Raw genomic sequence first — 14,765 nt, forward strand, 5'->3', positions numbered from 1 at the left:
CTAATAACACGTTTGTTATAGCTGTAGGGTACCTTGTACATACAGCGTAACCGCATACACACATTTTTAAGGTCGACGAATATGGTATTGGAAAATTCCTACGAACCCTGTGATTTCGTGCTTTTCGGCACTCTAGGGGATCTTTCACGACGCAAGTTATTGCCTTCACTATACCAATTAGAAAAAGCAAATTTAATGCATCCCGATACCACTATCGTGGGTGTAGCGCGCCAAGATATGTCGTTAGAGGACTATATCGAAGAAGTTCACACCAACTTAATTAAATTTGGTGAAAAAGAACTGTGCGAAGCAACATGGGAAAAAATGAAAGCTCGCTTGCATTACGCCTGTGTGGATATGAAAGATGTAGATAGCTATTGTGTTCTTGATGATCATGTTGACGCATCACGCACCATGGTTTGCTACCTTGCTACGCCTCCTGCTATTTATGGCGATATATGCCGCGGCCTTCATAGCTGCAAGATTATAGATTCTAGCGTACGCGTTGTACTGGAAAAGCCAATTGGTCACGACCTTGAGTCTTCAAAAGTTATCAATGAGCAGGTAGCCGAATACTTTGATGAGAAACAAATTTACCGTATAGACCACTATTTAGGTAAAGAAACGGTACTAAACCTCGTTTCACTACGCTTTGCAAACTCAATTTTTGCCACCAACTGGGATCACAATTGTATTGATCACGTGCAAATTTCTGTGGCTGAGTCTGTAGGTATTGAAGGCCGTTGGGGCTACTTCGACGATGCGGGTCAGATGCGAGATATGGTTCAAAACCACTTGCTTCAAATTTTAAGTTTGGTGGCTATGGAGCCGCCGACAACCCTAGATGCAGACAGTATTCGTGACGAAAAACTTAAAGTGCTAAAAGCACTGCGTCCCATTAATGCATCAAATGTCAATCAAACTACGGTTCGTGGTCAGTACACGGCAGGCTTTGTCAAAGGCCAAGAAGTGCCGGGCTACCTTGAAGAAGAAGGTGCTAATACGCAGAGCAAAACAGAATCATTTGTTGCCATTAAAGCAGAAATCGATAACTGGCGCTGGGCGGGAGTTCCTTTTTATCTAAGAACCGGTAAGCGTATGCCTAACAAGGTAAGTGAAGTTGTAATTTACTTTAAACGTCAACCGCACAACTTATTCGGCGATAGCTTTAAAGATTTACCGCCTAACAAGCTGGTCATTCGTTTGCAGCCTGACGAAGGTGTTGAAATTACCGTAATGAATAAGGTTCCTGGTTTGACCAATTCAGGCTCTATGGACCTGCAAAAGTCGAAACTGAACCTAAGTTTCTCTGAAGCCTTTGCTGATGAGCGTATTCCCGATGCCTACGAAAAGCTTCTGCTTGAAGTAATGTTAGGTAACCAAGCGCTATTCGTACGTCGTGACGAGATTGAACAAGCTTGGACATGGGTAGATTCCATTCTTGCTGCATGGCGTTCAACCAGTGAGCCACCTGAGCCGTATCAAGCAGGTACATGGGGCCCGGTCGACTCTATTGGTCTTTTAGCCCGTGAAAATCGTAGCTGGTATGAAAGTAAAACGGTAAAGAAGAAATAGTATGGCTTTAACAACTCTCTCATTTGATAACGCAGATGCACTGACATCTGCATTCGCTGACGACTTGGTAAGTATTCTTAAAACAGGGATACGCACCCGAGGTCGCGCTTCACTTGTAGTGAGTGGCGGAAGAACGCCACTTGCATTGTTTAAACAGCTTAGTGAAACCGATCTTGAGTGGGACAAAGTGGACATTACCTTAGCGGATGAACGCTGGGTAGATGAAGACCATTCCGATAGTAATACCAGTCTTGTAAAGAATAACCTTATAAAAAATAAAGCCAGTGCAGCACGCTTTGTCGAACTGAAAAGTGAACCTAGCGACGCCAATGAAGGCGTTAATGCTGCTGAGGCCGCCCTCGCGAGCATGTCTCAACCTTTCGATGCGTTAATTCTAGGTATGGGTGAAGATGGTCATACCGCTTCACTGTTTCCATGCTCAGAACAAATTAATGATGGCCTTGATATGAGCAGCGGCAGAACCTGTATAGCGGTTCAGCCTACCACGGCCCCACATCAACGCATCTCTCTCACACTGCCAGCCTTGCTGAACAGTCGTAACATTTTTCTGCATTTAACCGGTGAAAAGAAGAAGCACGTATTGCTTGACGCACTGGACAATGCCAGCGAAGCGCAAAAACCCATCACAGCCGTGGTAAATAGAGCCCCGGTTACGCTGATGTGGGCGCCATAGGAGATAGAAATGAATTCACGTATTGCCGAGGTTACTGAGCGCATTATTGAGCGCAGTAAAGAAACACGTAAAGCTTATTTAGAAAAAATCGATAACGCCCGTCGCCAGGGGCCACACAGAGGCGTATTGTCTTGTGGTAACCTTGCCCACGGTTTTGCTGCTTGTGGTACATCTGAAAAGTCAGATCTTCGTTCTATGACGAAAGCAAACGTAGCCATAGTGTCAGCCTACAACGACATGCTTTCTGCGCATCAACCCTATGAAACTTATCCTAACATCATTCGCGATGCGGTAAGAAACGTGGGTAGCGTAGCGCAGTTTGCAGGCGGTGTGCCAGCTATGTGTGACGGCGTTACTCAAGGCCAAACCGGTATGGATTTGAGCCTAATGAGCCGCGATAATATTGCGCAAGGCGCAGCGATCGCATTATCACATAACATGTTCGATTCTGCGCTTATGCTGGGTATCTGTGACAAAATTGTACCTGGGCTACTTATGGGTGCGTTAAGTTTTGGTCACTTACCTACTGTATTTGTTCCTGCCGGACCTATGCCGTCAGGCTTACCGAATAAAGAAAAGGCGCGGATTCGCCAAGAGTATGCAGAAGGCAAAGTAGGCCGTGACGCGCTACTAGAAGCTGAGTCTCAATCTTATCATTCTGCAGGCACCTGTACTTTCTACGGAACAGCGAATTCGAACCAGTTAGTGGTAGAGATGATGGGGCTACATTTACCCGGCTCTTCATTTGTAAATCCAGGTACAGAGCTGCGTGATGCACTAACCCGTGCAGCTGCAGTACGCGCTACCCGTATTACTGACTTAGGCGATGAGTATACGCCTATCGGCCACATTGTGGATGCTAAAGCGATTGTTAACGGCTTAGTAGGCCTGTTGGCGACAGGGGGTTCTACCAACCATACTATGCACCTAATCGCAGTAGCACGTGCAGCGGGTTATATTATCAACTGGAATGACTTCTCTGAAATTTCTAACGCAGTACCGTTGCTAACCCGTATTTACCCGAATGGTTCTGCGGATATTAACCACTTTGTAGCTGCAGGCGGCATGTCGCTTCTTATTAAGCAATTGCTTGATGCAGGCTTGCTTCACAACGACGTGAAGACTATTTGTGGTGAAGGCCTCGACTTCTATACCAAAGAGCCAATGCTTAAAGAGGGTGAAGTTGAATGGCGCGATGGTCCAACAGAGTCGCTTGATAAAGAGGTACTTGCTACCGTTGATACACCGTTTAAACCCGATGGTGGCTTAAGCGTACTTGAAGGTAACCTGGGTCGCGGTGTTATTAAAACGTCGGCCTTGCCAGAGCCTCAGTGCACAATTAAAGCGCCGGCAGTTGTATTTGAAGACCAATTCGACCTTGATGCTGCTTTTAAAGACGGTAAGTTAAACCAAGACTGCATTGTCGTTGTTCGTTTCCAAGGTCCATCGGCCATTGGTATGCCTGAACTTCACCGCTTAACGCCACCACTTGGCGTGTTACAAGATAAAGGCTACAAGGTTGCCCTGGTAACTGACGGTCGTATGTCTGGCGCCTCTGGTAAGGTTCCTGCTGCGATCCATGTAACCCCAGAAGCCTATAAAGGCGGGTTATTAGCCAAGGTAAAAGAAGGCGACATCATCGAGCTAAATACAGTGACAGGCGCGTTAACCTTGCATGTTGATGAGGAGACTTTAGCAGCCCGTGAAGCGACACCAGCTGATATCACTCACCACCATGTAGGTATGGGCCGAGAGTTGTTTGGCGGAATGCGCGCCATGCTCACTGGGGCTGAAGAAGGTGCTTGTTCATTGTTTTATAGCCAGGAGCCAGAGCAATGACAGAGAAGTTTGTTGCCGATGTAGGCGGAACAAACATACGTGTGGCTCGGGTTACCGAGTCAGGCGTAGCCGACATTAAAAAATACATGTGTACAGACTTCGCAAGTATCGACTTAGCTATTGCTAAATACTTCGAAGATATGCCGCAGTACCAATTCAGCCAAGGCTGTATTGCCATTGCTTGCCCAGTATTAGGCGACTTAGTAGAAATGACCAACCACAGTTGGGCGTTTTCGCAAGCCGCATTAAAAGTGCAGCTCAAGTTAGAAAACTTGTATGTTATCAATGATTTCACTGCTGTAGCTCATTCACTGCCTGTGCTTGATGCTTCGCAAGTAGTACAAATTGGCGAAGGTACGCCTATCGATGGTGGCAACATTGCTGTTTTTGGTCCAGGTACAGGGCTAGGCGTTGAACATATCACAATGACCTCCTCGGGCTGGCAAACGCTAGACGGCGAGGGCGGCCACATAGATTTCGCCCCGGTAGATGAAACGGATGTAATTATTTGGCGCCATCTGCAAAAGCAGTTCGGCCGCGCATCGGCAGAAGAAGTTATGTCGGGTAGAGGGTTATATAACATTTATACAGCGCTTGCGGGTGACGCGGGCGTTGACGCTGTATTTAATGAGCCTGCGCAAATTACCCAAGCCGCATTAGACGGTTCATGCGACATTGCTTCGGCTACATTGACCCAATTTTGCCGCATCATGGGCAGTTTTGCGGGCAATCTTGCCCTTAATATGGCCACCACTGGCGGTATATTCATTGGCGGCGGAATCGCAAATCGCTTCCCTGAATTTATCCAACGGAGTGACTTTAGAGCGCGCTTTGAAGCCAAGGGCCAGATGAAGCACTACGTGAAAGACATTCCCACCTATTTGATAGCAGAGCCCGATCACGGTTTATTAGGCGCCGCTGCTTATCTTCAACAACACACTGCGAGCTGATTTATGACAACAAAATGGAAATACACCCCAGAGGAAATATTCGCGGCTGGTCCTGTGGTACCTGTATTGGTTATCAAAGATGTAGAAAAAGCTGTACCTTTGGCCAAAGCCCTTATGGAAGGTGGTATTAAAGTACTAGAAGTGACATTGCGTACGCCTTCGGCTATCGAAGTGATTAAGCGTATTGCTGAAGAAGTGCCGGAGTCGCTAATTGGCGCGGGTACGGTTACCAATGCGCAACAACTTAAAGCGGTAACGGAAGCTGGCGCTAAGTTTGCTATCAGCCCAGGAATGACCTCTGACCTACTTAAAGCGGGTATGGAAGCGGAGATCCCGCTTATCCCAGGTATTTCGTCTACATCTGAACTAATGATGGGCAAAGACTTTGGCTATACCCACTTAAAATTCTTCCCCGCAGAAGCATCGGGTGGCGTGAAAGCAATTAAAGCAATTAGCGGCCCGTTTGCCGATTTCACGTTCTGTCCTACCGGTGGCATCGGGCCAGGTAACTATAATGATTACCTAGCGCTGGGCAATGTTAAGTGTGTTGGTGGCTCGTGGTTAGCCCCCGACGATGCTATTGAAGCGGGCGATTGGGCACGTATTACCCAATTAGCAAAAGACGCGGTTGCTGGTGCTAAAAACGCGTAATTCACGTTTTCTTTAGCGAATAAACGCAAGTAGCAAATAAAAGCCTTGGCATGCCAAGGCTTTTTTGTATCTCTCGTTCCAGTATCTTGCTTTGTTGGGCGTATCTGCGCCTAGTATGGCGTGCTAAACGGGGATCACTTGTTGAATTAACTCATGAACTTGCCCTGGTGCCAAGTCGTGCCCGCCGGTCATGGATGTTTCTACACATATCATATGTTTGTAGCCAAACGGGTCCATATCTGAAATAGACGCAGCTTCTTGCCATGGGTTCCACACCACCAAAGAGTCGTTACCGTTACTGATTACTTTGGTAAAAGTTTTGCCATTAACAACCACATCCGTTTGTTTCACCGCTGACAAGTGTATGCGATCGGTTTGTTGGCTAAATGTATAAGGGCTAGGAGTGTCTTCCAGCGCCCAATTTTGGGTTTTATCTTTGTATTGCCCAGAAATACCTTTAAGCTCAGTGTTGTGGATATCGTCTACGTGAAAATAGGTATGTAGCGCACAATTAAAGGTAAAGGGCACCACGCCCTTATTCTCCGTACTAAGGTTTACGGTAAGGTGTTCACCTACACTCACCTTTAATGTCACTTCACAGTCGTACTCAAAGCCTTCTGCGCGACTAAAACTCGGGGTGAGTATAAGATGCGTACCGTTTTCATCTTCAATACTTGAAGTTAACTGCCATACTTGCGTACGTAGAAATCCGTGGGAAGGAAGCTCGCCTTTTTGCTTGCCGTGATCGTCACTGAACCATGGCCAGCAAACAGGTATTCCGCCTCGAATAGGGCGCTCGCCATTTAAAAACGCATGAGGGCTTAACCACAGCCGTTCTTGGCCATCGCTTTTAGGAATATAGGAAAGTATGTGCCCACCAAATAAACTGATTTTTGCTGAGGCAAGCGGATTTTCCACGTGTAAGAATGTAAGTCCGTTTGATTCGCTCACACGTACTGAATCTGCCATTGATATGCCCTCTTTAAGGTGAATAGGTGGTATGCGTGATTAACCAATTTTTAGCATACTATTATTATGGGACGAAACGAAAAAAGGTGCGACTGTTAATCGCACCTTTTTTTGATTTTTAGTGAATTACTAAAGGGTTACTTTAGCGTCACTTAGCATTCACGATGCTTACTCAGCGATATGAGCAACCAAGTCAAGTACTTTGTTCGAGTAGCCCCATTCGTTATCGTACCAAGACACAACTTTTACAAAAGTGTCTGTTAGCGCGATACCCGCAGTAGCATCAAAGATTGACGTATTTGCGTTACCAATGAAGTCATTTGATACAACCGCATCTTCAGTGTAGCTCATGATACCTTTAAGCTCGCCTTCGGCAGCTTCTTTCATCGCTTCACAAATGCCTTCGTAGCTAGTAGGGTTAGCGAGGTTTACCGTAAGGTCTACTACAGATACGTTAGGCGTAGGAACACGGAATGCCATACCTGTAAGCTTACCGTTAAGCTCAGGAATAACTTTACCTACAGCTTTCGCTGCACCTGTTGAAGATGGAATGATGTTTTGACCTGCGCCGCGGCCACCACGCCAGTCTTTCATAGAAGGGCCATCAACGGTTTTCTGAGTTGCCGTCGTTGCGTGTACAGTGGTCATCAGGCCATCTACAATACCAAACTTATCGTTAAGTACTTTAGCAAGTGGCGCTAGGCAGTTTGTGGTACATGATGCATTTGAAACAATGCTTTCACCGGCATAGCTGTCATGGTTAACACCCATAACAAACATAGGCGTATCGTCTTTAGACGGCGCAGACATAACCACTTTCTTAGCACCCGCTTCAATGTGCTTAGCAGCCGTGTCTTTAGTTAGGAATAAACCAGTAGATTCTACCACTACATCTACGTCAACTTCATCCCACTTAAGTGAAGCAGGATCTTTCTCAGAGGTAATGCGTATGGTTTTACCATTAACAACCAAGTTATTGTTGTCAACACTGATCTCACCGTCGAATAAACCGTGAGTCGAGTCGTACTTCAATAAGTAAGCAATGTAATCTGTATCTAATAAGTCGTTAATAGCAACTACTTCAATGTCTTCACGAGCAGTTGCAGCGCGCATAACTAAACGACCTATGCGACCGAAACCATTGATACCGATGCGAATTGTCATAACGTCCCTCGATTATTTGAAAATGTGAAAATAAATTACGTAAAGTATGGATCAAAATGGCATAATTGGCAAAAGAAATTACAAAACTGTTGCAAAATTACGGTTTTCACTCTTTGCAATCGTATTCAGTTTCTTACATCTTTCTTTTCAACAATAATGTTAAAAAATTGTATGTGAGCATGGTTTGTCTTCACATGAAACACAGATATCAAAGTGGCTTTCACTGAAAAACAGGAATTACCAACAATGACACAACAGCTTCTGCAACAACTGGTTGAAATGCGGGGAATTGAAACCCAATACGTAGACGCATGGGGAAAACCAGCAACCATCGCAGAGTCAAGTAAAGCCAAATTACTTAATGCTTTAGGTTATGACACCACAAGTGATGAAAAAATTCAGTCGCAAATTACGAATGATGCTAAATCGGTATGGTTGTCACCGTTAAACCCTGTTCAGGTGATGCGTAGCAACGAAAGTATCTACGTGCCAGTACGGTTACCAATAGAGTTGGTTAACGATGAGCATGTGCTTACAGTGACGTGTGAAAATGGGGATGTGCATAAGCACGTTTTTACGCCTATTGATGAAGAAATGTCGACCATGGCGCACCTTGATGACGTTGAATTTCACGAGTATGTGGTGGCGTTACCGATGGCGCTACCGCTTGGTTACCATACGCTTACGCTTAGCGCAGATGAGGATGAATTTGCCTCTTCGCGTCTTATTATGGCGCCTACCTCTTGCTTCACGCCTACCGAAATTAAACAAGGCAAAAAGGTGTGGGGCCTTAGCGTCCAACTCTATTGCGTAAGAAGCCAGCACAACTGGGGGATAGGGGATTTTACTGACTTAGCCAATCTCATTGAAAAGGCAGCCAGTGTGGGGGCCGATTTTATCGGTCTTAACCCGATACACGCATTATTTCCTGCTAATCCTAACGCCTGCTCTCCTTATGGGCCAAGTTCCCGTCGTTGGCTAAACTATTTGTATATAGATCCAACCCAAGTAGAAGGTTTTGAACACCAAAGCGTACAAACAATAGTTAATGATGCCTCGTTTCAAGCCACACTGGAGCAAGCGCGTCAGGCCGATTATGTGGATTACGAAGCGGTAGCGCAGTTAAAACTTGCCGCCTTAAAAGCGATATTTGACGTTTATGACGCCAAATATCTGCGTAAAAGTACAAAGCAGAATAAAGCTTTTAAAGCCTTTGTTGATGAAGGCGGTGAAAGTTTGGATATGTTGGCCGTATACGATGCGTTGCAGTCTCACTTAAAAGCACAGGGCAAAGAAAGTTGGGGCTGGCCGGTGTTCCCGGAAAGTTTTAAAGATTATCACAACCCGGCCGTGGCGAAGTTTAAAAAGGCGAATGCGGGCGAGGTGAAGTTTTATTTATTCTTGCAGTGGATTGCAGCTCAACAGTTAGAAGCTGCTAGTAAAAAAGCCGAAGAATGCGGCATGAGCATTGGTCTATATCGAGACTTAGCGGTAGGGGTGAGTGAAGGAAGCGCGGAAATTTGGGGTAATAAAGACCTCTATTGTACCGATGCGAGTGTAGGTGCCCCACCTGACATCCTTGGTCCATTGGGACAAAATTGGGGGCTTCCGCCAATGGACCCTCGCAAACTTTACGAACAAGCCTACCAGCCTATCATCGACCTGTTTGCTGCGAATATGGCCTCGTCTGGCTCACTGCGTATTGATCATGTTATGGCATTGCTGCGTTTATGGTGGGTACCGAAAGGCGATGACGCCAAAGAGGGTGGGTATGTTTATTATCCGGTAGACGATTTGCTTGGCATTTTAGCGTTAGAAAGTCATCGTAATCAGAGTTTGGTTATTGGTGAAGATTTAGGCACAGTGCCAGAAGAAATTCGTAGCAAGTTGGCGAACAACGGGGTTTATTCTTACCGCGTATTTTTCTTTGAGCAAGCCGAAGATGGCGGCTTCTTCTCACCTAGCCATTATCCAGAGCAATCGATGTCTACCCTAACGACTCACGATATGCCCACTCTTATCGGCTACTGGCATTGTTTAGATTTAGCGTTAGGGAAAGACATCGGTCTTTATCCTACCGACGAAATCCTTCAGGTTCTGTACACCGACCGGCACGAAAACAAGCAGGCAATATTAGATTCTCTGCACGGGCATGGCTCGATAGGTGATGATATTGGGCGCGATGTAAACGTAACAGGAATGTCTACCGCGCTGAACCAAGGCATGCAAGTGCATATGGCTGGAGGGTCAAGTGCACTGCTTAGTTTGCAATTAGAAGACTGGTTAGAAATGGATAAGCCCGTAAACATTCCAGGCACCTTCAATGAATACCCCAATTGGCGTAGAAAACTATCAAGTAATATTGAAGAGATCTTTGAAAACAATGATATTAAAGGGCTAGCCACTAAACTCTCTGATGCGCGTAACAGAGCAAGTAGCTAAAAGTCATACAAAAAAGTACAAACAAAGGTGTGCAATTTTGCATACCTTTGGCTAGGATTAGGCTCGATCCCGCGATAATGCGGGGTGGTTCAAGGAGTATTTAATGCAGATAGCGCAACATCTGGCTCACGCAACATGTTCACACCCTTTTTCCCTGCTAGGGCCGATGTCTACTAAGACAACCCAAAAGATTCAGGCTTGGCGGCCAGACGCTGAATCAATCATGGTCAGTTGGCCGAACACCACCCACGCTGACATTGCGTTATCGCTAAACAAAACCTCTGGTCTTTTCGAAGGTGAGGCCCCTAATAGTGCACTGGGCCTTGTGTACAAATTAACGGTAAAGACAAAAGACACGACTTACTCCTATATAGATCCCTACCAATTTCGTGAGCAAGCCTTTCACGCGGTTCACTATATCGATACAGCGCCCGAAAACTTATACCATCAAGCTGGCGCACAATTGATCACTGTGGCTGAAGACGATATCCCCGCAACGCGTTTTTGTGTATACGCGCCAAATGCCTCTGCAGTGTCGGTTATCGGTGATTTTAATTACTGGGACGGTCGCTTACATCCAATGGAAAAAACCTCGTTGGGCTACTGGGTGCTGGTTATCCCTGAGCTTGTAGAGGGCGAAAGGTATAAATATCAAATTAAAGATGCGCAGGGCCACGAATTGCCCCACAAAGCGGATCCGCTTGGCTTTAGCGCCGAACAATACCCTTCCCATGCGTCTAAAATATACAACCATGAACGTTATCAATGGGCTGATAGCACGTGGATGAAAAAGCGAAGTGGCAATAAGTACGCGCAACCTATGAGCATCTATGAGGTGCATTTAGGGTCGTGGAAGCGCCCCAAAGATAATGCCGAGGAGCGCTATCTAAGCTATCAACAGCTGGCAGACGATCTTATTCCTTATGTTAAAGAAATGGGCTATACCCACTTAGAGCTTTTACCGGTTTCTGAATTTCCTTTTGATGGGTCGTGGGGGTATCAACCGGTGGGTATGTTTGCTCCTACCAGTCGCTTTGGCGGGCCTGACGAGTTTAAAGGGTTTGTAGATGCGTGCCACCAAGCCGGTATTGGCGTAATTATCGATTGGGTACCAGCGCATTTCCCCGAAGATGGTCATGGGCTAGCGCGCTTTGATGGCTCTCATGTTTATGAGTATGAAGATCCACGCAAAGGGTGGCACCCCGATTGGAATTCTTGCATTTACGATTTTGGTAAACAAACCGTTCGTCAGTTTTTAGTAGCCAATGCATTGTTTTGGTTAGATAAGTTTCATATTGATGGGTTGCGAGTTGATGCGGTGGCGTCCATGTTGTACCTAGACTATTCGCGTAACCACGGCGAGTGGATCCCCAACGTAGATGGGGGCAATGAAAACTATGAAGCAATCAGTTTATTGCGTTGGATGAACGAGGAAGTGTACAAACATTACCCTGATGCGATGACTATCGCAGAAGAGTCAACCTCGTTTCCAAAAGTTTCTCGCCCGGTATTTGAGGGCGGCCTTGGTTTTGGCTTTAAGTGGAATATGGGGTGGATGCACGACTCCCTGCACTATATTGCAAAAGATTCAGCTTACCGCTCGTATCATCATGGCGATATTACCTTTAGCATGGTATACGCCTTTGACGAAAATTTTGTATTGCCAATATCCCATGACGAAGTGGTTCACGGCAAAGGCAGTATGCTAGGCAAAATGCCGGGCGATGAGTGGCAACAGGCCGCTAATTTACGCTGTTATGCGGGCTTTATGTTTGCACACCCCGGTAAAAAATTGAATTTTATGGGTATTGAATTCGGGCAGTCTAGAGAATGGAACCACGATAGTGGTTTAGATTGGGACTTGCTTGAATACGATAAACATAAAGGTATTCAGGAAACTTACAAAGCCCTTAATCATTTGTACAGAAGTACGCCGGCTCTGCACGAATTAGATCATAGTCACGAAGGATTTGGGTGGTTAGATCATCACAACGCAGAGCAAAGTATAATTTCTTTTGTTCGTAAGGCCAAAAATGGTACGCAAAAGGTGTATGTGGTGTGTAATTTCACGCCAATACCGCATCCGCATTTTCGTTTAGGCGTAGAAGAAGAGGGTAGCTTAACCCTTGCGCTAAATACGGATAGCGATGCCTTTGGAGGGAGCGACTACCCTACAACGAGCGAAGCCACTAGCCAGCCGACACCATGGAACGACAGACCGTATTCGGTAGAAATTTCATTGCCGCCGTTGGCCACCGTTTTTTATGTTACTAAGTAGGATTAAGGTTGAACGTTACTAATTCAGCACCTCATTTGTTTGAAGTATTCGTCGGTGAAGCGCAGCCTCAGGGCCCGACCTTGTTTGATGATGGTTGCAATTTCGCCGTATATGCCCCAGACGCCAAAGCGGTCATTCTGTGTCTTTTTCATGCAGATACAGAAGAACCCCTTGCTGAAATTCATTTGCCTGAAAAAAGCGGTGATATATGGCACGGTTATATTTCTAATGTCGATGAAGGCCAATTGTATGGCTATCGTGTAGAGAGGGGGGAGGGGCAGCTACACGACGTTTCTACTAACAAGCTACTTATCGACCCATATGCCAAAAAGCTCAGTCGCGCTATTAATTGGGATGAGCGCCAATACAAAGGCGACTCGCAGTTTATGGTGCCAAAGGGCGTGGTACTAGACCCGTCTTTATATTCGCCGATGCTAGCATCATCGGTACGTTATCCTGCGAATAAGCGTATCGTGTATGAAGCCCATGTTAAAGGGCTTACCAAACGCCACCCGGACGTACCCAAAGAACACCGCGGGAAATTTCTTGGTGCCTGTCATCCGTCAGTGGTTGAACATATTAAACGTTTAGGCGTTACCACCGTTCAATTTATGCCAATGTGCGCCTTTATGCCCGAGCCTTTTATTACCGACAAAGGGCTAACCAACTATTGGGGCTACAATCCTATTAACTTTTTTGCTCCTGAACCTAGGTATGCGAACAAGGATGCTTTGGCTGAGATAAAGCAAATGGTTAGTGCGTATCATAATGCGGGCATTGAAGTTATCGTTGACGTAGTGTTCAACCATACCGCAGAAAGTGGTAAAGGCGGGCCCATTCTTTCCTTTAAAGGGTTTTGTCCTTATCAGGCCTATTTGTTAGAACAAAACAAAAAAGGTGACCTTGAATATTCTAACCATTCAGGGTGTGGAAATACTATTCATACATCGCACCCCTACATGATGACGCTTATTCTTGATGCAATGCGTTATTGGGTATCGGTTATTGGCGTGGACGGTTTCAGGTTTGATTTGGCAGTATGTTTAGGTCGCGAGCCGCAACAATATAACCGTTACGCCGGGTTAATAAGGGCAATAGGGCAAGATCCTCAGTTAAAAGATAAAGTGTTACTTGCAGAGCCTTGGGACATAGGGCCTGGCGGTTATCAAGTCGGTAATTTCCCAACCCCTTGGTTGGAAGTTAACGATAAGTACCGAGATACGGTTCGCGCCTTTTGGCGAGGTGATGAAGGCTTAGCGCCGGATTTCGCCACCCGTCTAATGGGCTCGCGAGATATCTTTCATAAAGGCTATCGTCATATTTCATCGTCGGTGAACCATATCACTTATCACGATGGGTTCACCCTGCATGATTTAGTCAGTTATGCCGAGCGACACAATGAAGCCAATTTAGAAGATAATCGTGATGGCCATGGGCATAATTTGTCAGCGAATTATGGCGCAGAAGGTGAGACCCAAGATAAAAAAGTATTGTCATTAAGAGAGCGTCAGAAACGTAATTTGTTCGCTACCTTGATATTTTCCCAAGGTACACCGCATGTGTTAGGTGGCGACGAATTAAGTCGTACGCAAAATGGTAATAACAATGCGTATTGCCAAGATAACCCGATTAGCTGGTTCGATTGGGATCTTAATAAGCGCAAACAAGACTTTCTTAGCTTTTGTCAGTACGTAATAAAGTTAAGACGGACGTCATCACTACTGAGTGAGATTAAGTTAGACGATGATCCTTATTCGCTTTCTCGTAATGTCAGTCAGATAAACTGGTTTAAACCAGATGGCAGTGATAAAGAATCGGAAGATTGGAACGCCGCCCATAATAAAGCGTTTGGGGTGGAAATTAGAGGGAAGGCCACAAGCGCCCAGTCGCCTGAACATTGGTTCTTATGCTTTAATGCGAGCGACAATGACGTGCGCTTTCATTTGCCTTCTTTGTCGCCCAAAGGCGGTTGGACGTTGCGCTTAGACACCCGATACGCCTCTTTAGATAACCAACCAGACATTTGCATTCAGCGCGTTTTTCTACAAGCTGGGCGCTCGCTAACGTTATTCAGCTACAGTGAAGTAAATGGATAAGCTTTACCAATGGCGATAAAAACAGCGTAGAGAATTTATTTATGTTCTCGGCGCTGTTCTTTGCCTACATTGGTTGCTATTATGCGCTCCCATCTGAAAAGTGAGGG

At 45.8% G+C, this 14,765-nt stretch carries 10 protein-coding genes; 8 read left to right on the top strand and 2 right to left on the bottom strand.

Features of this window, described 5'->3' with window-relative positions:
- Positions 1 to 81: 81 nt before the first annotated feature.
- Genes zwf through GTH32_RS05265 form a run of 5 tightly spaced genes read left to right on the top strand, consistent with a single transcriptional unit; the run spans position 82 to position 5,709 of the window.
- Entirely contained in the window at positions 82 to 1,575 is a 1,494-nt protein-coding gene (gene zwf, locus GTH32_RS05245; RefSeq protein WP_163084191.1) for a glucose-6-phosphate dehydrogenase, read from the top strand.
- Position 1,576: 1 nt separating this feature from the next.
- Positions 1,577 to 2,269: a 6-phosphogluconolactonase gene (gene pgl / locus GTH32_RS05250; protein WP_163084192.1), complete on the top strand. Its 693-nt coding sequence runs from the start codon at positions 1,577 to 1,579 to the stop codon at positions 2,267 to 2,269.
- A gap of 9 nt (positions 2,270 to 2,278) precedes the next feature.
- Complete coding sequence (gene edd, locus GTH32_RS05255; RefSeq protein ID WP_163084193.1) at positions 2,279 to 4,108, top strand: phosphogluconate dehydratase; 1,830 nt, start codon at positions 2,279 to 2,281, stop codon at positions 4,106 to 4,108.
- Complete coding sequence (glk, locus tag GTH32_RS05260; RefSeq protein ID WP_163084194.1) at positions 4,105 to 5,058, top strand: glucokinase; 954 nt, start codon at positions 4,105 to 4,107, stop codon at positions 5,056 to 5,058. The genes edd and glk overlap by 4 nt, the downstream gene beginning before the upstream one ends.
- Positions 5,059 to 5,061: 3 nt before the next feature.
- A complete protein-coding gene (locus GTH32_RS05265) occupies positions 5,062 to 5,709 on the top strand; it encodes a bifunctional 4-hydroxy-2-oxoglutarate aldolase/2-dehydro-3-deoxy-phosphogluconate aldolase (RefSeq protein WP_163084195.1) in 648 nt (215 codons plus the stop codon).
- Positions 5,710 to 5,832: 123 nt separating this feature from the next.
- On the opposite strand, the gene GTH32_RS05270 is transcribed toward GTH32_RS05265, so the two are convergent.
- Both GTH32_RS05270 and gap read right to left on the bottom strand, forming a co-directional pair.
- Positions 5,833 to 6,678 (bottom strand): D-hexose-6-phosphate mutarotase, encoded by an 846-nt coding sequence (locus GTH32_RS05270; RefSeq protein WP_163084196.1) that lies wholly within the window; start codon positions 6,676 to 6,678, stop codon positions 5,833 to 5,835.
- A 168-nt stretch (positions 6,679 to 6,846) separates the two neighbouring features.
- The gene (gene gap, locus GTH32_RS05275; protein ID WP_163084197.1) at positions 6,847 to 7,842 is read right to left on the bottom strand and encodes a type I glyceraldehyde-3-phosphate dehydrogenase; all 996 of its coding nucleotides are present in this window, start codon (positions 7,840 to 7,842) and stop codon (positions 6,847 to 6,849) included.
- A gap of 246 nt (positions 7,843 to 8,088) precedes the next feature.
- Between gap and malQ the strand changes: the two genes are divergently transcribed.
- The 3 genes from malQ to glgX all read left to right on the top strand — a co-directional run bounded on the left by malQ (position 8,089) and on the right by glgX (position 14,658).
- Positions 8,089 to 10,284, top strand: coding sequence for a 4-alpha-glucanotransferase (malQ, locus tag GTH32_RS05280; protein ID WP_163084198.1), 2,196 nt, complete (start codon positions 8,089 to 8,091; stop codon positions 10,282 to 10,284).
- A gap of 103 nt (positions 10,285 to 10,387) precedes the next feature.
- Positions 10,388 to 12,562, top strand: coding sequence for a 1,4-alpha-glucan branching protein GlgB (gene glgB, locus GTH32_RS05285; RefSeq protein WP_163084199.1), 2,175 nt, complete (start codon positions 10,388 to 10,390; stop codon positions 12,560 to 12,562).
- Between the two features lie 8 nt (positions 12,563 to 12,570).
- Positions 12,571 to 14,658 (top strand): glycogen debranching protein GlgX, encoded by a 2,088-nt coding sequence (glgX, locus tag GTH32_RS05290; RefSeq protein ID WP_163084200.1) that lies wholly within the window; start codon positions 12,571 to 12,573, stop codon positions 14,656 to 14,658.
- The last annotated feature ends 107 nt before the right edge of the window (positions 14,659 to 14,765 follow it).

It is taken from the genome of Alteromonas profundi, from assembly GCF_010500865.1.
GTDB classification, from domain to species: Bacteria; Pseudomonadota; Gammaproteobacteria; order Enterobacterales; family Alteromonadaceae; genus Alteromonas; species Alteromonas profundi.

Coding starts and splice junctions, on each gene's coding strand:
- zwf (WP_163084191.1), top strand. CDS start 82: ATGGTATTGGAAAATTCCTACGAACCCTGTGATTTCGTGCTTTTCGGC.
- pgl (WP_163084192.1), top strand. CDS start 1,577: ATGGCTTTAACAACTCTCTCATTTGATAACGCAGATGCACTGACATCT.
- gap (WP_163084197.1), bottom strand. CDS start 7,842: ATGACAATTCGCATCGGTATCAATGGTTTCGGTCGCATAGGTCGTTTA.
- glk (WP_163084194.1), top strand. CDS start 4,105: ATGACAGAGAAGTTTGTTGCCGATGTAGGCGGAACAAACATACGTGTG.
- malQ (WP_163084198.1), top strand. CDS start 8,089: ATGACACAACAGCTTCTGCAACAACTGGTTGAAATGCGGGGAATTGAA.
- glgB (WP_163084199.1), top strand. CDS start 10,388: ATGCAGATAGCGCAACATCTGGCTCACGCAACATGTTCACACCCTTTT.
- GTH32_RS05265 (WP_163084195.1), top strand. CDS start 5,062: ATGACAACAAAATGGAAATACACCCCAGAGGAAATATTCGCGGCTGGT.
- GTH32_RS05270 (WP_163084196.1), bottom strand. CDS start 6,678: ATGGCAGATTCAGTACGTGTGAGCGAATCAAACGGACTTACATTCTTA.
- edd (WP_163084193.1), top strand. CDS start 2,279: ATGAATTCACGTATTGCCGAGGTTACTGAGCGCATTATTGAGCGCAGT.